This is a genomic window from Pontibacter sp. JAM-7 (assembly GCF_048548695.2).
GTDB lineage: Bacteria > Pseudomonadota > Gammaproteobacteria > Pseudomonadales > Balneatricaceae > Neptuniibacter.
This window is the reverse complement of sequence record NZ_JBLYIF020000006.1, coordinates 49,640-69,081: the sequence shown is the minus strand read 5'-3', so window position 1 is coordinate 69,081 and position 19,442 is coordinate 49,640. Positions and strand designations below refer to the sequence as shown.

20 protein-coding genes are annotated in these 19,442 nt (G+C 49.7%); 8 read left to right on the top strand and 12 right to left on the bottom strand.

Annotated features, from left to right (window positions below; all coding sequences use genetic code 11):
- Positions 1-206: 206 nt before the first annotated feature.
- Entirely contained in the window at positions 207-974 is a 768-nt protein-coding gene (locus ACFVYJ_RS09500) for an SDR family oxidoreductase (protein WP_419415273.1), read from the top strand.
- A 74-nt stretch (positions 975-1,048) separates the two neighbouring features.
- On the opposite strand, the gene ACFVYJ_RS09495 is transcribed toward ACFVYJ_RS09500, so the two are convergent.
- The 3 genes from ACFVYJ_RS09495 to ACFVYJ_RS09485 all read right to left on the bottom strand — a co-directional run bounded on the left by ACFVYJ_RS09495 (position 1,049) and on the right by ACFVYJ_RS09485 (position 3,379).
- Positions 1,049-1,261 (bottom strand): hypothetical protein, encoded by a 213-nt coding sequence (locus ACFVYJ_RS09495; protein ID WP_419415274.1) that lies wholly within the window; start codon positions 1,259-1,261, stop codon positions 1,049-1,051.
- A gap of 79 nt (positions 1,262-1,340) precedes the next feature.
- Positions 1,341-2,861, bottom strand: coding sequence for an AmpG family muropeptide MFS transporter (locus ACFVYJ_RS09490; protein WP_419415275.1), 1,521 nt, complete (start codon positions 2,859-2,861; stop codon positions 1,341-1,343).
- 35 nt (positions 2,862-2,896) lie between these two features.
- Positions 2,897-3,379 carry a YajQ family cyclic di-GMP-binding protein gene (locus ACFVYJ_RS09485; RefSeq protein ID WP_419415276.1) on the bottom strand — a complete coding sequence of 161 codons (483 nt, stop codon included), beginning with the start codon at positions 3,377-3,379 and terminating at the stop codon, positions 2,897-2,899.
- Positions 3,380-3,465: 86 nt separating this feature from the next.
- Between ACFVYJ_RS09485 and ACFVYJ_RS09480 the strand changes: the two genes are divergently transcribed.
- The 3 genes from ACFVYJ_RS09480 to ACFVYJ_RS09470 are packed head-to-tail and all read left to right on the top strand — an operon-like array spanning position 3,466 to position 5,310.
- A complete protein-coding gene (locus ACFVYJ_RS09480; protein WP_419415277.1) occupies positions 3,466-4,377 on the top strand; it encodes a ketopantoate reductase family protein in 912 nt (303 codons plus the stop codon).
- Between the two features lie 21 nt (positions 4,378-4,398).
- A complete protein-coding gene (locus ACFVYJ_RS09475; protein ID WP_419415278.1) occupies positions 4,399-4,971 on the top strand; it encodes a cob(I)yrinic acid a,c-diamide adenosyltransferase in 573 nt (190 codons plus the stop codon).
- A 33-nt stretch (positions 4,972-5,004) separates the two neighbouring features.
- Complete coding sequence (locus tag ACFVYJ_RS09470) at positions 5,005-5,310, top strand: hypothetical protein (RefSeq protein WP_419415279.1); 306 nt, start codon at positions 5,005-5,007, stop codon at positions 5,308-5,310.
- Positions 5,311-5,317: 7 nt separating this feature from the next.
- Here the strand turns inward: ACFVYJ_RS09470 and ACFVYJ_RS09465 are convergent, their stop codons facing one another.
- Positions 5,318-6,856: an HDOD domain-containing protein gene (locus tag ACFVYJ_RS09465; RefSeq protein ID WP_419415280.1), complete on the bottom strand. Its 1,539-nt coding sequence runs from the start codon at positions 6,854-6,856 to the stop codon at positions 5,318-5,320.
- 195 nt (positions 6,857-7,051) lie between these two features.
- Here ACFVYJ_RS09465 and ACFVYJ_RS09460 point away from each other — a divergent pair, with 195 nt between their 5' ends.
- Complete coding sequence (locus tag ACFVYJ_RS09460) at positions 7,052-8,230, top strand: NnrS family protein (RefSeq protein WP_419415281.1); 1,179 nt, start codon at positions 7,052-7,054, stop codon at positions 8,228-8,230.
- Here ACFVYJ_RS09460 and acuI read toward each other — a convergent pair whose 3' ends face one another.
- Complete coding sequence (acuI, locus tag ACFVYJ_RS09455) at positions 8,231-9,217, bottom strand: acrylyl-CoA reductase (NADPH) (RefSeq protein WP_419415282.1); 987 nt, start codon at positions 9,215-9,217, stop codon at positions 8,231-8,233. It abuts the gene before it with no gap.
- 112 nt (positions 9,218-9,329) lie between these two features.
- On the opposite strand from acuI, the gene ACFVYJ_RS09450 reads away from it, so the two are divergent.
- Complete coding sequence (locus ACFVYJ_RS09450) at positions 9,330-10,070, top strand: FadR/GntR family transcriptional regulator (protein WP_419415283.1); 741 nt, start codon at positions 9,330-9,332, stop codon at positions 10,068-10,070.
- A gap of 108 nt (positions 10,071-10,178) precedes the next feature.
- The gene (locus ACFVYJ_RS09445) at positions 10,179-10,646 is read left to right on the top strand and encodes a Z-ring associated ZapG family protein (RefSeq protein WP_463255209.1); all 468 of its coding nucleotides are present in this window, start codon (positions 10,179-10,181) and stop codon (positions 10,644-10,646) included.
- 18 nt (positions 10,647-10,664) lie between these two features.
- Here the strand turns inward: ACFVYJ_RS09445 and ACFVYJ_RS09440 are convergent, their stop codons facing one another.
- Positions 10,665-11,426 carry a Nif3-like dinuclear metal center hexameric protein gene (locus tag ACFVYJ_RS09440; protein ID WP_419415285.1) on the bottom strand — a complete coding sequence of 254 codons (762 nt, stop codon included), beginning with the start codon at positions 11,424-11,426 and terminating at the stop codon, positions 10,665-10,667.
- 75 nt (positions 11,427-11,501) lie between these two features.
- On the opposite strand from ACFVYJ_RS09440, the gene ACFVYJ_RS09435 reads away from it, so the two are divergent.
- The gene (locus ACFVYJ_RS09435) at positions 11,502-12,653 is read left to right on the top strand and encodes a Do family serine endopeptidase (RefSeq protein WP_419415286.1); all 1,152 of its coding nucleotides are present in this window, start codon (positions 11,502-11,504) and stop codon (positions 12,651-12,653) included.
- 24 nt (positions 12,654-12,677) lie between these two features.
- Here ACFVYJ_RS09435 and ACFVYJ_RS09430 read toward each other — a convergent pair whose 3' ends face one another.
- The 6 genes from ACFVYJ_RS09430 to hisG form a co-directional block, all read right to left on the bottom strand.
- Positions 12,678-13,595, bottom strand: a complete 918-nt coding sequence (locus ACFVYJ_RS09430; RefSeq protein WP_419415287.1) for a glycosyltransferase family 2 protein — start codon at positions 13,593-13,595, stop codon at positions 12,678-12,680.
- Positions 13,596-13,708: 113 nt separating this feature from the next.
- Entirely contained in the window at positions 13,709-14,896 is a 1,188-nt protein-coding gene (locus tag ACFVYJ_RS09425) for a polysaccharide pyruvyl transferase family protein (protein WP_419415288.1), read from the bottom strand.
- Positions 14,889-15,887 carry a nitroreductase family protein gene (locus tag ACFVYJ_RS09420; protein ID WP_419415289.1) on the bottom strand — a complete coding sequence of 333 codons (999 nt, stop codon included), beginning with the start codon at positions 15,885-15,887 and terminating at the stop codon, positions 14,889-14,891. The genes ACFVYJ_RS09425 and ACFVYJ_RS09420 overlap by 8 nt, the downstream gene beginning before the upstream one ends.
- A 202-nt stretch (positions 15,888-16,089) precedes the next feature.
- A complete protein-coding gene (locus ACFVYJ_RS09415; RefSeq protein WP_419415290.1) occupies positions 16,090-17,367 on the bottom strand; it encodes an O-antigen ligase family protein in 1,278 nt (425 codons plus the stop codon).
- A gap of 109 nt (positions 17,368-17,476) precedes the next feature.
- The gene (gene hisD, locus ACFVYJ_RS09410; RefSeq protein ID WP_419415291.1) at positions 17,477-18,784 is read right to left on the bottom strand and encodes a histidinol dehydrogenase; all 1,308 of its coding nucleotides are present in this window, start codon (positions 18,782-18,784) and stop codon (positions 17,477-17,479) included.
- A complete protein-coding gene (gene hisG / locus ACFVYJ_RS09405; protein WP_419415292.1) occupies positions 18,781-19,434 on the bottom strand; it encodes an ATP phosphoribosyltransferase in 654 nt (217 codons plus the stop codon). Before hisG ends, hisD begins: the two co-directional genes overlap by 4 nt.
- Positions 19,435-19,442: the final 8 nt, after the last annotated feature.

The window sequence follows — 19,442 nt, the reverse complement described above, 5'->3', positions numbered from 1 at the left end:
CGCGACAAAACCTACGAAAACAAGTGATATTTCATAGGCTTAGCAAGTGCACAAGAAAAGCCTTTTTACGACTTTCTATTTTTCCGCAAATCCTGATTTTTCAACAGATTGATCAAGTTATGGACATTTTTGCGAAAGCAAGATAACTTGAACGTCTGCACAATGGCGCAATGCACAAAAGACAATTGAAGTTAGGGTAATCCTCAATGGAACTTAAAGATAAAGTAATTGTTGTAACTGGCGGTGGTCGTGGCCTAGGTCGCGCTATGGCATTGGATCTGGCTGCTCGAGGCGCAAAACTTGCACTGGCTGACTTGAGCCAGGAAGATCTCGATGCAACAGTAGGGATGTGTGCCGAAAAAGGCGTAGATGCCCGCGGTTATATCTGTAACGTTGCTAAAGAAGAAGACGTAGAAAAACTGTTCGACGATATTGTTGCTGACTTCGGTGCTGTTCACGGTCTAGTTAACAACGCTGGGATTACCCGTGACGGCCTCTTTATGAAGGTCGACCGTGAAACCGGTAAAGTTGCTAAGAAAATGACCATGGATCAGTGGAATCTGGTAATGGACGTCAATCTGACCGGCACTTTCCTGTGTGCCCGCGAAGCGGTTGCTAAGATGATCGATCTGGGCACCCCAGGCTGCATCATCAACATCTCTTCCATCTCTCGCTCCGGCAACATGGGTCAGACCAACTACACCGCCACCAAGGCAGCTGTTGAAGCCATGGCTGTAACCTGGTCTAAAGAGCTGTCCCGCTACGGCATTCGTGCTGCATCCATCGCACCGGGTTATATTGGTACCGAGATGGTAATGAGCATGAAACCAGAAGCACTGGAAAAAATCGCTGCTGGTATCCCTGCTAAGCGTCTGGGTAAACCAGAAGAGATCGCTTCTACCGTAGCGTTCATTCTGGAAAACGACTACGTCTCTGGTCGTTGCTTCGAAGTCGACGGCGGCCTGCGTATCTAATCGCTGCACCGTTTTCTGAAAAGCCACGACTCTGTCGTGGCTTTTTTGCTTTCAGCCCCAACCAACCCTCAGTATCAGGTTATACAGTCATATAGAAACAGGTCTCGCACCAACGTCTGCTGGTTAACATGATCGCCTTCTAACTCCTGTCGGGTGATATCCCCCTGCTCCAGCAACCCTTGCAAACGCTGATCCCGCCATTCCATAACCACCACACCCGATTGTCGATCAACAATTCTCAAGTAAGGCTCCCGGCGCTCCAGCCAGGCATCAATTTGATAGGTCATCTTGCTGTCCCTCGATTATCAGATACAGGAACAGCATAACGTATCTCTCGCTTAACTTAAATGCGAATAATTATTATTACTATTTATTTATTAATCTGCGGCCTGCTATCATAACCAACAACAGCACAGGCAAACCCAACAGTGTCGTTATGACAAAGAACTGACCATAACCCACACTATCGACAATGCTACCGGAATAACCGGCGAGCAATTTAGGCAATAGTGTCATGACAGAGCTAAAGATTGCATATTGCATCGCCGAGAATGAGACGTTAGTCAGCCCTGAGAGAAATGCAACAAATGCGGCACCAGCCAGGCCAGCACACAAATTATCAGCCGCCACCACCAGATACATCAGCCATAGTTCTGGCACTGCCGCCAGCCACAAAAACAGCAGGTTAGTGACTGCTGCTAACAAAGCTCCCAAAAACAGGATCCGCAGCACGCCATAGCGCATCGACAGTACACCACCCAAAAAACCACCGACGATCGCCATCACCACGCCAAAGGTTTTCACTGCCAGGGCTATCTGCTCTTTACTAAAACCAATATCCGCATAAAACACATTGGAGATCACGCCCAAAATGATATCGGATATCCGGTAAGTACCCACCAGTAACAACAACAATATTGCAGTTTTAACCCCATACCGACGAAAGAAATCGGCCACCGGCACGCGGTAGGTTTCTTCAATCATCGCCGGTTGCACCATCCCAACCATGACGCATGCTTTTGCCACCAGCAGGCTTAATACCACAGCCAGTACCAGGCGTATAAATTCGATCAGAAATCCCAGCAACGGATCATTAACCACTCGTTTCAGCTGATTGATGCCATCCGCACTCAGGTAAAAGCTGGCTGCAAAAGTAGCTGCTCCGACCATAAACACCAGCACAAACCGGGCATACGTTATTGCCGAGTGGCTGTAGGCCCTGTTTTGACTGGTTTCCGGTTCGGCAATCAGCAACGTGGTAATTACCCCTGCCAGCATCACTGCAGCCATAATGAAATAGGTTTTTTGCCAGGCGGCGTAGTCATAAGCGCCTAATTCACTACCAAAACCAGCGGCCAGATACAGTGCTCCGGCACCCGCCACCACCATGGCAACACGGTAACCGGCAATGTACGCAGACGACATCAAACTCTGCAGCCGCGTTGATGCTGCTTCGATTCGATAAGCATCAATCACGATATCCTGAGTCGCGGAAGAAAAACCTAGCCCCACCGCAGCAAGTGCCATCCACAGTAATTCACCCTGATGTGGATCAGTGCTGGCCATGGTCATAATGGAACTGATAATGGCCAACTGCGCCAATAGCAGCCAGCCCCGGCGACGTCCCAGCCAACGCGTAAGAAAAGGCAAAGGTAACTGATCGACTAGTGGTGCCCAGACAAATTTGAATGAATATCCGAGTGCTGCCCAGCTAAAAAAGGTAATCGAGGCGCGCTCAACGCCCGCTTCCAGCAACCATAAAGACAATGAAGAAAAGATCAGCAAGATGGGTATCCCGGCAGAAAAGCCGAGAAACAACATGCACACCACCCGCGGATGAGCAATCGCCTCAAGTGCTTCGCGCCAGCTAACCTGAGGCTGTGGCATAGATTGAATCCCTAATCAGTGGCGGGCAGATGTACTTAATCGCGAAAGTTGTTGAATTGCAGTGGCAGTTCCAGGTCCGCTTCACGTAACATCGCCATCACCTGCTGCAGGTCATCACGTTTTTTACCCGTGACGCGCACCTGCTCACCCTGCACCTGAGTCTGGACTTTAATCTTGGCATCCTTGATCAGTTTAGTGATCTTTTTACACAGTGGCTGGTCCAGTCCCTGCTTCATTAGCACTTCCTGACGCGCACGCATGTTGGCTTTCTCAGCGTCTTTAATATCCAGACAGCGGATATCAATTTTGCGGCTGGTTAGCTTATTACGCAGCACTTCCAACATTTGCTGGAGCTGAAAATCGACTTCGGCATGGATAACCACACTGCCTTCACTATGTTCAAAGCGGGCATCAATCCCCTTGAAGTCATAACGATTCTGAATCTCACGGTTAGCCTGGTCTACAGCGTTGGATACTTCATGCATATCCAGTTCAGAAACGATATCAAATGAAGGCATTACTTTAATCTCCCGGGTGTTTTTTGCCGATTTTAGCTGACCCGCCCCCCTATTTCACGTCACAATATAGGCGCTGAGGAGGCAGAATGAATTCACATTGGTATATTTTGGGTGCCGGTGCCATTGGCTGCCAATGGGCCGCGGCATTGCTCAAGGGTGGTAGTCGTGTCAGTCTGATAGTGCGCAGCCCTGAACGGCTGGCCCAATTAGAACACAACGGTGGCATTACTATCGAGTCTAAACAGGGTACTGCACACTACCCGGTAGCCGGTCGGCTAGCAGCAGACTGCCCCACCATTGGCCATTTACTCGTTGCGACAAAAGCCTATGACGCGCTGCCAGCAATCAAGCGGCTACACGGCCAGCTAAGCGCAACCGCCCAGATCATTCTGATACAAAACGGCATGGGTAGCCAACAAGCCATTCAGACGCTGCTACCTGAACATCCGATCATTGCGGCCACCACCACGAATGGTGCCTGGCTAAGAAAGCCATTTCATGTTGTGCTCGCCGGCACCGGCAATACCCAACTCGGGCTGTTAAACCCTGCAGGCCAGCCTCAGCCCAAACTGCCAGCAACACCGGGCCTGGACATTTCTTGGGACCTGTATATCGATCAGGCACTTTGGCGCAAGCTGGCGATTAATTGTGCCATTAATCCTCTGACCGCCGTGCATGGCTGCCAAAATGGACAACTGGTCAGCACCCCTGCGTTACATACAGAACTGGCCCAAGTATGCCACGAAGTCGACCAGCTGCTAGCAGGTGAAGGTCTTCAGCTGTTCAGCAGCGGCTTACTGCCGGTTGCTGAGCAGATCGCCAGACAAACCGGAGACAACTACTCATCTATGCTACAGGATATTCGTCAAGGTCGGCAAAGCGAGATCGACTATATCACCGGCTACCTGTTGCAGCGGGCTGCAGCATTGCAGATGTCACTCCCCATCAACCAGGCGTTATACTCAGCGGTCACCCAACTAGACCAAACCTCTGGCTAACCAAGCACACGAGAGATCTTAATGACGGAACGCTTAACACGTATTTATACTCGCAGCGGCGACCAGGGCAAAACTGGACTGGGCAACGGCCAGCGGGTAGACAAAACCGCTGGCCGAATTGAAGTCCTGGGCACCGTTGACGAATTGAATGCCGCGCTGGGTATCGTATTGGCACTCTTACCGAAACAGCACCCGGAAATTGGCTTACTGACTGCCCTGCAGCACCAACTATTTGACCTGGGTGGCGAGCTTGCCATGGCTGACCCGAACTATGTCACTACCACGCCGCAACAGGTCGCTGCTCTGGAGCAAAAGATCGATACAATGAATGCCACACTGCCGCCGCTACGGGAGTTTATTTTACCCGGCGGTAGCCCTGCAGCAGCGCATTGTCATATGGCACGTTGCATCTGCCGCCGCGCAGAGCGGCGCATGCTGGCATTACTTGCAGATAATACTCAAAGCTGTAACCCTGAGGCCGCGGTTTACCTTAATCGTCTATCAGATCTGCTGTTTGTACTGTGCCGTGTACTGGCCCGACAAGATGGTGGAACGGAAGTCTTCTGGCAGCCAGGGAACCCGCATCTAACTTAGGGACTCACAATAAAAAACATAAGGGAATGTACCGTGAAACGTTTATTTACCCTGCTCCTGATGGCCATATTAACTGCTTCATCACACATAGCGATGGCGGACTGTCCACTTGAGCAAAATATGTGTATCAATGAATGCAACTTAAAACATGAACAAAACGAAGCCGCCCAGCTCGGCTGTAAATCACGCTGCGCGGGTAAACGCGCGCTCTGCTCTACGCAACATGGTGCCGAAACCGCAGTTGATTTTGGTGGTGATCTGGTTGATTCCGGTGTTGAAGCCAGCAAAAACGCCTGGGAAGGCACTAAGTCTTTCTTTCGCGGCATGACAGAAGAGTAACGTACGCTTATCCAGTTCGGCCGGCGTGGTTCAATGCCAGCCGGACCTGCCCTGCCATCTGCATAAACCCTTCAAAGTCTTCAGCATTAATCGCGTCGCGATCAGACAGGTAATCGGCATACAGCATACCCACTGCCCGCTTACCCCGGGTCAACGGTTCCAGGACAAAACCTTTGCAGTTCACCTGCGCTCTGAAACTTGGCGGCAGCCGTTGCTGCCAACCTGAATCGATCGCATCCTCAACTAAAAAAGTATTCTGCAACTGAATCACCTTAAAGAAGAGATCATCCGGGCCTCCGGTACGCTGACGCTGGAAGTAATCCTGCAGCGGCTCAGTCTGTCTACCCGCCAACAATTTCACTGAAATTGATTTACCCTGTGCATCCATCAAACCAATGATGACCCGGTCAAATCCGGTGCAGGCATCCACAGCATCAACAAACAACTTAAACACTGCATGCAGTTGGTCGCCTGTTGCCAGCAATTGAGCGAAGCTGCGTAAATACTCAAGTACTTTTTTCTGGCGGTCATTTTCCTGCATGACATTATGCAGCTGATAACTTACTTGCTGATTCGAAGATTCCGATTCCGCTTCGCTATGTACCAAAAACGATACCTGTCGAATCAGGTCATCGCGTTCATCTTCGCCAGTCTCTGCATAGTCAGGTACCAGGAGCTTCTGGCTCAATCCCATATCCCGGCAGACCTTGGTCACCTTTTTGAAACTATCTAAAACCACATCAGATACATGATCAGTTGGCAGTTGAGTAATCTCTGCCATTTTATCAACCAGATCAGTAAAGCTTCGATCCGTCTCCTCCGGATCAAACAAGTGTTGCAACAACTCCCCGCTGACACTGGATACCGCAGCTGTGGCACTGGCACTACTCTTACGCGGATCAAAATTGTCATTACGTAACTGGGTCATCACCTCGCCCGAATAACCCCAACTGGCCGCCAATTCCTGGCCCAGGTGACTAAAACTACTGCCTAGTACGTCTTGCTGCACCTCGGCCCATGAACGGGCCCCCATCGCTTTTTGAGCCAGCATGTTACGGTACGTATCCGGCAGAGTGCAGGCGACAATAATTTCACCAATATTCAACAACAGTGCACTGATATAGGCTTCTTCCGCATCCACCCGACGACGGCTCTGCACCGCCAGTTCACGCGCCAGATTAGCGGACAACACCGCACGAACCAGTAACTGAGGCACATCAAGATCGGGATGGGTATTCTGAAACTGCTCTATTAACTTCAACGTCATTGTCAGATTCTTAATCTGATTGAAGCCAAGTAGCACCACTGCCCGGGAAACCACTTTGATGGGCCCGGAGCCACGATGATAAGTGGAAGAGTTGGCCAGTGTGAGTAAACGCGCCGTCAAATTGGGGTCTTTCATGACTGCCATCGCCAGCGCCATGGCATCACTTTCTTCAGAGTTGCTGATCTGCTTGATCCGAGCCAGGGTGTTACTAAACACCGGAAGGTCACCCAGACTGCTCAGATTTTGCTGAATTCTGTTAAGGGTTGTATTAAGCGGCATAGACCCGCCTGACTCCTGCAAAAAACGTAATTTAACCCAAACGGGCTATGCGGACATATTAAGCGTTTGCTCGCATGAAGTCTGCAATTAGCATTAATTTGCAACCTGATCAGGAAAAATGATCGAGATCATGGTTAAAATAAACCATAACATGTATTTTAATTGCATCTTTATTGCATGCACAGGAAAGTCGATATGATTCCACTGCAAGAACGTCAAATTCCGGGGCGCTTTGCTCTGTTTTACTTAGGATTCCGGCCCTTCTTTCTGGCCGGCGCAGTGTTAGCTTGTTTGCTTATCCCTCTGTGGCTGGCAGTGTACTGGCAGCATCTCCAGCCAGACTATTACCCAGACGGAGTCACCTGGCATGGTCATGAGATGTTATTTGGTTTTGCGCTGGCAATCATTGCCGGTTTTTTATTGACCGCCGTGCGTAACTGGACGTCACAAAACACACTCCAGGGTTTGCCTTTAGCATTACTGGCGTTGCTCTGGCTGGCAGCAAGAATCCTGCCCTGGTTACCTGGCGTGCCTGATATCTTACTGGCGGTGATTGACCTGAGTTTTCTCCCCCTGCTGATCATCAGCTTGGCCGTACCTATATGGCAAGCGCGTAACTACCGTAACCTGATGTTCCTGGTTCTACTCAGTGCTTTTTGGTTCGCCAATTTACTGGTTCATCTCGATATTATGGGCGTTACCAGCCATACCCGTCAGTCGGGCTTACTGTTGGCGCTGTTTCTGGTAGTGCTGATCATGACATTAATGGGTGGCAGAGTGATCCCTTTCTTCACCGAACGGGCCATTTCCGGCATTACCTGTAAACGGTTTACCTGGCTGGAAAAAAGTCTTCTACCCCTGACAGTTCTAGGGTTGTTATTGGCCCTGAGTCCGCTGACAAAACTTGCGGCAGTAGTCACGCTGGTACTGGGTTTTATGAACAGCGTCAGAGTGGCAGGCTGGTTTAACCGCCAACTATTGTCCCAGCCACTGCTGTGGATACTGCACCTTGGTTACGGCTTTATCGCATTAGGCTTTGTATTGTATGGCCTTAGCTTGCTTGACGTAGTCGGTAGCAGCAGTGCAATACACGCCTTCGCTGCGGGGGGTATTGGTTGCCTGACTCTGGGGATGATGGCACGAGTATCACTGGGCCATACCGGACGATCTCTGGCAAGTTGCAGAGTCATAACCACCGCGTTCAGCCTGATGGCGATTGCTGCACTGCTGCGCATCAGCCTACCAAGTCTGCCGCTGACGTATACAACAGGACTCAGTCTGACAGCGATATTATGGAGCCTGGGCTGGCTGTTTTTCCTGATTCGGTATCTGCCGATACTGATCCAGCCCAGACAGGACGGTCTATTTGGCTAATTAGCGTTGCATATCCACCACGACACGCCCACGCACCTGGCCCTGCACAATCCGCTGGGCATAATCCGGCACCTGATCCAGTCCAATAATGTTGGTCACATTACCGGACAGCTCGGCAGGTAGCAGATCCTGCAACCGCTGCCAGGCTAAACGACGGCGCTCATATGGGCAACTAACGGAATCAACACCCTGCAAACGCACATTACGCAGAATAAACGGCATCACAGTTGACGGCAGCTTAAAGCTGGCTGCCAGGCCGCAGGCAGCAACGGTACCACTGTAGTCGGTTTCGGCTAGGATACGGGCAAGAATCGTATCACCCACCGTATCGATACCACCGGCCCAACGTTGTTTTTCCAGTGGACGGGCAGGCTCCGCCATTTCGGCACGTGTCAGAATTTGGCTAGCCCCGAGCTGTTTCAGGTAGTCTCCAGTTTCTGGACGACCCGTAATAGCAGCGACCTCATAGCCAAGCTTAGACAACAGCACCACAGCGATACTACCAACCCCACCTGCAGCTCCACTCACGATGATTGGACCAGACTCCGGGGTCAGGCCACCCTCTTCAAGAGCAAGTACGCACAACATCGCCGTAAGCCCGGCGGTGCCAATCTCCATAGTGCGCAACGCTGTCATATCTTCAGGTAAGGGCACCAGCCAGTCACCGTTAACACGGGCATACTGTGAAAAACCACCCCAGTACTGCTCACCCACACCCCAACCGGTCAGTACCACTGACATGCCAGGCTGGTATCGACTGTCAGAGCTCTTTTCTACGGTACCCACAAAATCAATCCCCGGTACCATCGGGAACTGACGAATAATCTTGCCTAACCCGGTAACTGCCAGGCCATCCTTATAATTCAATGAGGAATACGCAACCTTAATCAGCACATCACCTGCCGGCAGGTCCGTTTCGGACAGATTTTTAATTTCTGCCAATGTCTTTTTGTCACTGTCTTGTTCCAGTACCAACGCTTTGAACATTTTACCCACCTTCTCAGGTTATTATCTATTTGTCATACAAATATATATTATTGTGAAAATATCATCAACAGTGTTTATAATAGGCAAAACTCGAATCATTGTTGTGGCCCCTATGACCATTGAGCTTGAACCCGTTCAACGCACCAGTCTCTCTAAGCAGATCGCAGATCAGCTTGAAGACGCCATTATGGAAGGCAGCCTCAGGGCAAATGACCGCTTGCCCACCGAAGAGGAGATGTCAAAACGCTTCAGTGTTTCACGGGCCACCATTCGCGAAGCCATGAAACGGCTCGCAGCAAAAAAACTGGTTCGTTCAAAACGTGGCCCTGCGGGTGGCACCTTTGTTAATGAGCTAGGTGCTGCAGAGCTAAGCGATAGCCTGGTCACAGCAACAACAATGTTTGTCAGCATGAACAATATCTCTTTAGAAGAGATCAGTGAGACCCGCAAAGAGATGGAAACGCTCTGCTGTCGCCTGGCTTGTCAGAATCGCACAGATAAAGACCTCCAGCGGCTGGAAAACGCACTCGGTAAGCAGAGCGATTCACAGATCAGTGCTGAGGCGTTTTGTGCCGCCGATGTGCAGTTCCACCGCACCCTAGTCGATGCTAGCCACAACCGGATGTTGGGTTTTGTCATGTATTGTTTGATCGAAGCACTGCAACCTGTGGCGAATATGCTGGCATATCATTTCCGCGAGCGAGCTGTCATCCTGAACCAACACCGCCGTTTATTAGATGCAGTGCATAGCCGCAATACGGCTTTGGCGACAAACATCATGCTGGAGCAGCTTGACTACCTGGAACGACTACAGCACGAAGCCCAACAAGCACACGCCCATAGACACGACTAAACGGTTATAGCCCACTGTTTGTAGTTTTCGCACAATGCACCTGTCCAGAAGCTCAGAGTCATTTATAATGACTAACGAAAACCCGCACAGGTGATGAAAGGAGCACATGTGGAAAATCTTTGGTTGATGAGTCTGGTTGCCCTAATCGTGGGCGCTGTTATTGGTTACATGTTGGGCCGCAACAGCCCGCAGGATAACCGCCAGGCCGAGTTAGAAGAAGAATTGGAAGAGGCCCGGCAGGCGCTGGAAAATTACCGTGAAGATGTAGCGCAGCACTTCAGCAAAACTGCAAACTTGTTTAACAATCTCACTGACAGTTATAAAGATGTATACCAACACCTGGCTGGTGGGGCACAGCAACTGTGTCAGTCTGAAGAGATTGTCCGCTCCCTCGAATCTTCTATCAAGCCCCAGCTAGCCCAGGAAGATTCCGACCAGAGTGGCAATGCAGAACCGCCCCGCGATTACGCCCCTAAAGCACCGGGTGATGCCGGCACGCTGTCTGAAAATTACGGGGTAGATGATAAAAAACTGCCTGAAGAGGAAACGCCAGAGCCAAGTAAGGCTGCCTCCTGAAGCACACAAAAACCCGGCTTAAACCGGGTTTTCTATTTCTATAAACTGATGCTCCACTTCAAACGTTTGCGCCAGTGCTTCACCCAGTGCCTGAACGCCATAACGCTCTGTGGCATGGTGACCGGCTGCAATATAGTGAATACCGTTTTCACGCGCACTATGCACCGTTGGTTCTGAAATTTCACCAGACAAAAACGCATCCAACCCCAAAGCAATGGCTTTATCAATGTACCCTTGTGCTGCACCTGTGCACCAGCCAACTGTTTTAATCAAGTGGCCACCGCCCGTAATTAATTGCGGGGAACGGTGCAAAACAGCCGCCACGGTCCGGCAAAACACTTCTGGCTCGACAGGGTTTGTCAGCTCCCCCACCAATCCGATGCTTCGCGCACTGCCGGGTTCCAACGGGCCAGTCACCTTGACCCCAAGCCGTTGCGCCAATTGCACGTTATTGCCCAGCTCAGAATGAGCATCCAAAGGCAAATGGTAGGCGACCAAACTGATATCGTGTTGCAGCAAAGCACGTATACGGCGCCTTTTAATCCCCGTAATGCAGCTGCTCTCTCCTTTCCAGAAAAAACCGTGGTGCACCAGAAGCATATCAGCATCAGCAGCAATGGCTGCATCAATTAGCGCCTGGGACGCAGTCACGCCAGTCACAATTTTACGCACATCACTGCACCCTTCCACTTGCAAACCATTAGGGCAATAATCTGCATACATGTCCGGCTGCAATAGCTGCTCGAGGTGCTGAATGATTTCGTTAAGTTTTGTTGCCATCTGCGCTAAGCCATTCACAATATTTATTCACAACGTATAATCCTATGAATCTTTCAGCAGTTGCAACCAAACACCATGCGTAAATTTAATTTTCTATTCTGGCCGGTTTTATCAGGAATACTGGTTGCCTTGCTGCTGCTTCAGTACTTCCCTGCCCTCACGAATGGAGGCAGCACTGGCCTGACATTACACCGCACTTCTGGCTCCCACCCTACAGCGTCAGCAAGCGGTCCCTTTAGCTATGCGGATGCCGTGGAGCTGGCCTCACCAGCAGTGGTTAATATCTATACCCGTACGGTCATCAAACAGAGCGTTCACCCATTATTTAACGATCCGTTTTTTCGGCGTTTTTTTGATGACGACAGCATCCCACAACGCGAACGCATTCAGTCCAGCCTGGGATCAGGGGTAATTCTCAGTGATCAGGGATATATCGCCACCAACAACCATGTCATTGCAGGTGCTGACAGCATTGTCGTCGCCCTGAAGGATGGCCGTGAAGCGATTGCCGAAGTCATCGGTACCGATCCGGAAACCGATTTAGCGTTGCTGAAAATTGAACTCAAAGAGCTTCCGGTAATAAGCCTGAATAATTCTGACAACATCCGGGTTGGCGATGTCGTTCTGGCGATCGGCAACCCCTTTGGAGTGGGCCAGACCGTAACAATGGGTATTATCAGTGCAACCGAGCGCAATAGTCTAGGCATCAATACCTACGAAAACTTCATCCAGACCGATGCAGCCATCAACCCCGGAAATTCCGGCGGCGCGCTCATTGATGCCCAAGGCAATCTGATCGGTATCAATACCGCAATATTTTCTAAATCAGGCGGCTCTCAGGGCATCGGCTTTGCTATCCCATCCAGCCTGACTGAACAAGTAATGAAGGACCTGATCAATAACGGCCGGGTTATTCGTGGCTGGCTCGGTATCGAAGTACAGGAAATGACTCCCCGGCTGGCTGAATCATTCGGCCTGAAGGAGATGCAGGGGCTTATTATTGCGGGAGTTTTTCGCGATAGTCCGGCTCATAAAGGCGGATTACAACCGGGTGATATCATGCTCAGCATCGATAAAAAACCAATTATGAATGGCCGCCGCTCAATGATCGAGGTGGCTCGTTATCGACCGGGTGAAACCATCGCTATCGATATTCTGCGTGACGGGAAGAGCGAAACACTAACGATCTCAATTGGTGAACGTCCGTTACAAAGGCCTGCACAATAATCAATCAGTTGGCGCTGGAGGCTTTCAGCCATCGATCTGGCGATAACTATCTACTTCAACGCCAAATACACCAGCCGCCACGCCCAAAGCCCGACAAGCTTTTAACCAACTCTGATTTCTGGCGACTTTGCGTCCAAACAACGCAGATACCCCCGCCTTGCAACATAAAACAACGATCTGAAACAGCGCCGAAACAAAGATACCAAATACAGCGCGACCATTTTTTTTCTTACGCCATGCTTCAGTGATACCTGCCCGGTACTTACGCTTGGACAACCAGCCTAGGCGGGTTCTGCTAACAGGAATAATCTCATGCACCAATGCGTCTGGACACTTTAAAATACGCACGCCTTTGGCAGTCGCTTCTTTAAAGAAAATGACGTCAGTGCCACCTGCCAATGGCCGGGATTCATCAAACCTAAGGGAGTGTTGTTTGATGGCCGCCATTGGTACCAAAACATTATTGGTCGCACATGATTCAAGCCGTTTGCCACGCGCATGGCTGTTTAGACGCTTGTTAAATAGCGCCCTGATCTCCGGCGGCGTTTCCGTAGGAAGTTCTGACATTACACCACCTGACACAACCACCTCACCGCTATTTTCCTGACACAGCTGAAACAGCTTAAGCAGCCAGTCAGGCTCTACCCATTCATCATCATCAATAAACACCAGATAGTCGCTGCCCTGCTGAAGAACGTCCTCCACTGCACGGTTTCGAGCACAGGGAATGCCGCGTTTTGCTTCACAGACATAACGTAATGGAAAAGGAAATGATTCATTAAAGCCGTTGACCAGAGACTCCGCAGAACGGTCAGCATCATTGTCGACGATAAGAACAGACAGTTGAAAACCTTGCACACTCACTGCTGCGAGACTTGCAAGGCAGGTTTTGAGCAATTCACCACGCTGACATGTGCAAACGCAAATACAGATATCTACCATAGACCAAAGCTGCCTGTTAAATTCTTAATGTTAGATTTCTAACTGTGGTGACTGAAGCGCCTGTACCCAAACGAAGGCTACTCAACACTGAGAACACAAAAACAGTTCACACACTACAGTCTGGGCAGGTGGACACTAGAAAATATCCAGCGCCACATCTCATTCAGTTGCTGGCGCACCCATGGCAAGTGGCCATTAATTTTGCCACGTATTTCTGCCAGTGCAGGAGGGGCACAGAATTCTCCCAACACTTTAGAAGCCTGATGAATATCATCAATCAACCAATGCTCCAAGCCAAAGTCCTGCAGCAACTCTCGATATTTATGACTCCAACCAAATACCACCACAGGGGTTTCAGTTGCCAGGCTCGATACCACACCATGATACCGGGATGAAAACACAAACTCAGCCCCAGCGATGTAAGCCTTAATCAACAAAGCGTCCGCAGGATTAAGCACCCGCACCTGATCAAGGTCAGAGAGCTGTTGGCATATTGCCAGATCTTTCACACCCTCATGATTCAGCATAATCGGTTCGACATTTAACTGCCTGGATAACCTGATGAACTCCCTCGCTACGGAGATATATTCTGCATGATCAACTGCACCCGCCTCCAAGACTTTATTATTGGGGATAAATAAAGAATATGGCTTAGTGGCAGGCAATGAAGTACCACAATCCAAAAGGAAAGTAATATCAGGGTAAAGTCTGGCTTTCTTAATAAAGGGCACTAAATACTGAGCTGATTGTCGATCCCGGACACAAACACAAGCCGCACAGTCGAGACTAGGTTTTAAACTGGTTTTAAAGCCATCAGTGTCAAATGGCCCAAAGGACTGAGGCAGGAAAACCAGAGGCTTATTCTGTGCTTGCCAACCGGCTCTGCGGTCTTCCAAGCGCCGCTGCGCCTTAGCACTGCCCCAATAATCTCCATAGGCAAACCCTGAAGCATCGATCACCAGATCAACATCTTGCTCCAGAACAATATCCAGGCGATCTCTTTGTTCGCGTGGCAACCAAGAAAAAGCGCGATAAATAGAAGGCCGCCGCTGACTTTTCGTCAGTCTGTTTGTTTTTAGTGTGCTGAGCAGGCTCTGTAAGCGGCCGGCACCATTCTTTAAGCACCGCTTAATACCCAACTTTTTAAGTTCCGGCTCCGGGAGCTTCTGGGCCGTAGCAAATATACAATTACCAAACTGCTTATTGCATGACTGCATCACAGCACGAGCCAATAGCTCAGCACCACGGTTAGGTAAACCAATGCCAATCAACTCTATATAAACTGGACGCTTTTTACTCATAAACCTTTAACAAACTTTGGGGTGATTTTTTTTGTGAAAAAGGAATTAAGGCATCCGGGTCAGGGTAGCCAAAACCGACTAACATAATAGGCACATGGAAACTTTCTAAATCAAGCAAATCCCGGGCAGACTGGTGATTGGCCTCCACATCAGGCCAATTAATCGGCACACTGGCCAACCCTTGCGCAGTAAAGCCCAGCATAAGTTGAGATGTTGCCAATGCTGAATCTATATAAATCAGATGCCGGTCACGCGCTAGTGCAAAATTAGAAAGGTCTCCCAACACCATAATCAAATGTGGCAGCTCATTACCAAACCCCGCAGTACCAAAGGGCAGGTTTACGATCTGCTGTTTGATACAAGGATTTTCTATTAACAAATAACGATACGGCTGCCTGTTGCAGGCAGATGCTGCCTGCGTCGCACAGCTGACGGCATGCTCAACCTGATGCCGCATAACCTTTCGATCTTCAAACCAGCGGCAAGAGACTCTGTTTTCACATAATTGAAGGAAACGATCAGCATCGAAACCACTGTCGTGTGTTATCTCACGAAATGAGAACGGAGTTTTATCTGAGCCTGATATATGTGCAACAACAATCTGTCGAAACGCCTGATAAGCCAGAGCAACTTTATCGTCACTTTTCTCAACGGTATCAAAATAGCGACTCAAGACAGCATTAGACCACTCAAGCTCTGCCTCATCATGACAACCGGAAGATACTGCCGCTTGATATGCCTGGACTGTTTCACCAATATACTTTTCTGCGAAAGTTTTTTTCGCATTTGGAAAACACAGACCTTTCTCGAGACGATGAGTGTTCCGCCGGAGCAACGGAGAGTGCTGCTGGGCCGGCTGATGATCGACTTTATAAGCCGCAACACCCGATCGAACGGCCTTTATTTCACCTGCGAAGACCTCTTGCCCTTTACTAGACTTGCGTTTGTTACCCCTACCGAACAACTTCAGCAACTCTTTTTTCAAACCCATACCAATAACCGAGACAGCGGATAAGTTAGCGCGCAGTATTAGATATTTTGTATCAACTATCTACAAAATATTTACAGAAAACGTTCCAGAATTAACAGACAGATGATATGGACTAGCGATTCCGCGTAAAATTGGAGCTCTGCTCGCCTCAAGCCGAACAAAGCAAGACCTCTCAACTATTCGAGAAGGACCGTAATAAAACTTAAGCTTTACCAATGCAATGGTTGTTGTGCAGTGAAAACTGACCAGCGCCTTTCTCCCACTCAAAATAGTCAAGGCACCTGAAAATACTGATACCAATCACCATCAGATAAAACAACCTACTGCTTCTCAGCACTGCTTCTGTTAATCCACCCACAGCCAAGGTTGCAACGATTATCAGTACAGCGTACCGATAACGAGTTCTCATACCGATCAAAGCCCCAGCTAACAGCAGGCACCAGACTATGACCCCAGGAATACCCTGTTTGGCAAACGCATCAAGGTACTGGTTATGGAAATGACCATATCTAACTAATACACCGGGGTCATATCCATGCTGCTCGATAAACGCCGACGCTTTTTGCCTGATCTGGACATAGTCTGTGCCTGCCCCAGTTAGAGGTTCACTAACACCCAGATAAAGTGCGGTATGCCACATTTGGAGCCGATGTCCCACCCCTGTATTCAAATTTCCATCCAGAGTTCTTTGTACTTCCATTTGTGTTCTTTTAACTGCGCGGTCAAAAATATTAGCATTTGCCGCAATCAAGACCAAAACTGAAATGAACACTGTGATCAACATGACTAACTTCAGTCTTGATATGTAGCCTCTGCGAAGAACTTGCCAAATCAGGAACAGTATTACTGCTAAAAGAATAAGCGCAATGCCTCTGGTGCCCGTTGCATATGCACCCACGGCCCCCACGCAACCCGCCATCAAAAACAACAATCGAAACCAACGGTTTTTATATATTCCGATATAAAAAAAACAGATCAGGCTTACTGTGATTACCAGATACCCATACCGGATAGGGTTTGTCATGGTGCCTGCCCTAGGCAGCTCAAGAATGAACTTTTCATAAATGGCATAGCCACCAGCAGCCAACGCCGCAATCGCTATAGCAATACCGACAACCTGATGACTGAAGCCATACCGCAGCAGGTACAGGAAGATAAAAACGGCAGCCACAGCCTTAGCCGGTTTATCATAATCGTCACCCAATGGGACGGCATGAGCCCACAAGTGCAATAGATGAAAAAGCCCAAACGCAAACAGACTGATGATCCACCATTTCTGGCTAGACCATATTTGAGGTATTTTTTTCAGACTCGGGATTAAAAACAGCAGGCTGCACAGCAACAAAAGTGAGGTCGCTGGAGATTTATTGCCGACAATGCTGTTCGCAAGAAACCAAAACACCAACAAGCTGTTCAAGCCAAATATCAACTTGAAAAACAAGTCTTTACGCCAAAATAGATAGTCTTGATTGATATGCACGCTAACCTTCACCCTGCCCACAATATTTTGACATAAGTGAAGATAAAACAGCCCTACGTCCAACATACTGACAAAAAGAAGGGAGGCTAAAGCCCCCCTGATTAATCCGTTAATCCTTGATGCGGTACTCGGCAGAACGCGCATGGGCAGTCAAGCTTTCACCCCGCGCCAATACTGACGCCACTTTACCCATCTCAGAAGCGCCGTCATGAGAGAACATAATCAGCGAAGAGCGCTTCTGGAAATCATACACACCCAAGGGCGAAGAGAATCTCGCAGTACCGGATGTTGGCAGCACGTGATTGGGACCTGCACAGTAATCACCCAGAGCCTCTGCGGTGTAGCGCCCCATAAAAATGGCACCCGCATGGCGAATTTTTGGCAGCAAGCTTTCAGGATCAGCAACAGACAGCTCAAGGTGCTCCGGTGCTATACGATTAGAGACCTCACACGCCTCATCCATATCCTTAACCTTGATCAACGCGGCACGATTAACCATCGACGGCTCGATAATCGCTTTGCGTTCCATTGTTGGTAACAGTTTATTGATGCTGGCTTCCACCGCTGCAATAAATTCAGCGTCCGGGCTAACCAAAATCGGCTGGGCATCCTCATCATGCTCCGCTTGGGAGAACAGATCCATGGCGACCCAATCAGGATCGGTTTGCCCATCACACACCACCAGAATTTCGGAAGGACCGGCAATCATGTCAATGCCCACCGCTCCGAACACAGCACGTTTGGCCGTGGCAACGAAGATATTGCCCGGGCCAACGATCTTGTCGACTTTAGGCACTGTCTCAGTACCATAAGCCAAAGCAGCCACAGCCTGCGCACCACCGACACAGAATACCCGATCCACACCTGATAACGCTGCCGCCGCCAATACCAGCTCATTGACCTCACCACCGGGGGTTGGCACAACCATGATGATCTCTGCAACACCCGCCACTTTGGCCGGGAGCGCATTCATCAGCACTGAAGATGGATATGCCGCCTTACCGCCGGGCACATATAAACCTACTTTATCCACTGGAGTAACTTGCTGGCCCAACATGGTGCCATCGGCTTCGGTGTAACTCCATGACTCACCTTTCTGGCGTTCATGGTAACTACGTACCCGGTCAGCAGCCACTTCCAGCGCTTGACGCTGCTCTGTCGGCAAGTTATCGAGAGACTGATGCAGGCGTTCTTTTGACATTTCCAGCTCTGCCATACTGGCAGCGGGACAGTTATCAAAGCGCTCGGTGTATTCCAGCACAGCGGCATCACCTTCAGTACGCACACGATGCAAGATCTCGTTGACAACCTGGTTTACCTTGCCATCAGACACCGATTCCCACGCCAGTAAACGATCCAGCTGCTGATTAAAGTCAGGCTGAGTAGAATCGAGTTTCGTTAGCGCTAGTTGGCTCATGCGTTAGCCTCCATCCGACGACGTTCAACTGCCGCGGTCAGCTTGTCCAGAATCGGCTGAATCTGGCGATATTTCATTTTCATGGAAGGTTGCCCCACCACCAGCCTGGAGCTGATATCGGCAATCTCTTCCATCGGTTCAAGACCATTGGCCCGCAAGGTATTGCCGGTATCAACAATATCAACAATGCGGTCAGCCAAGCCTAGAATGGGCGCAAGCTCCATAGCACCATAGAGTTTGATGATATCAACTTGAGTACCCTGCTTAGCGAAGTAGTCTCGAGTGACATTAACAAACTTGCTGGCCACCTTCATGCGGCCCTGAACAGGTTCAGCGTTCTTGGGACCTGCCACCATCAACCGGCACCGCGAGATATTCAGGTCCAAAGGTTCATATAACCCTGCAGCACCATGCTCCATCAGCACATCTTTACCCGCAACACCCATATCCGCACCACCGTACTCCACGTACGTAGGCACATCGGTCGCCCGGATGACAACCAGTTTGATGTTGTCATGATTGGTAGCAAAGATCAGTTTACGGCTTTTATGAATATCTTCTGCCGGCACAATGCCTGCTTCTTCCAGCAAAGGCAGGGTTTCATCCAAGATACGTCCCTTGGATAGCGCAATGGTCAGTTGTTGCTTCATGGTCTTCC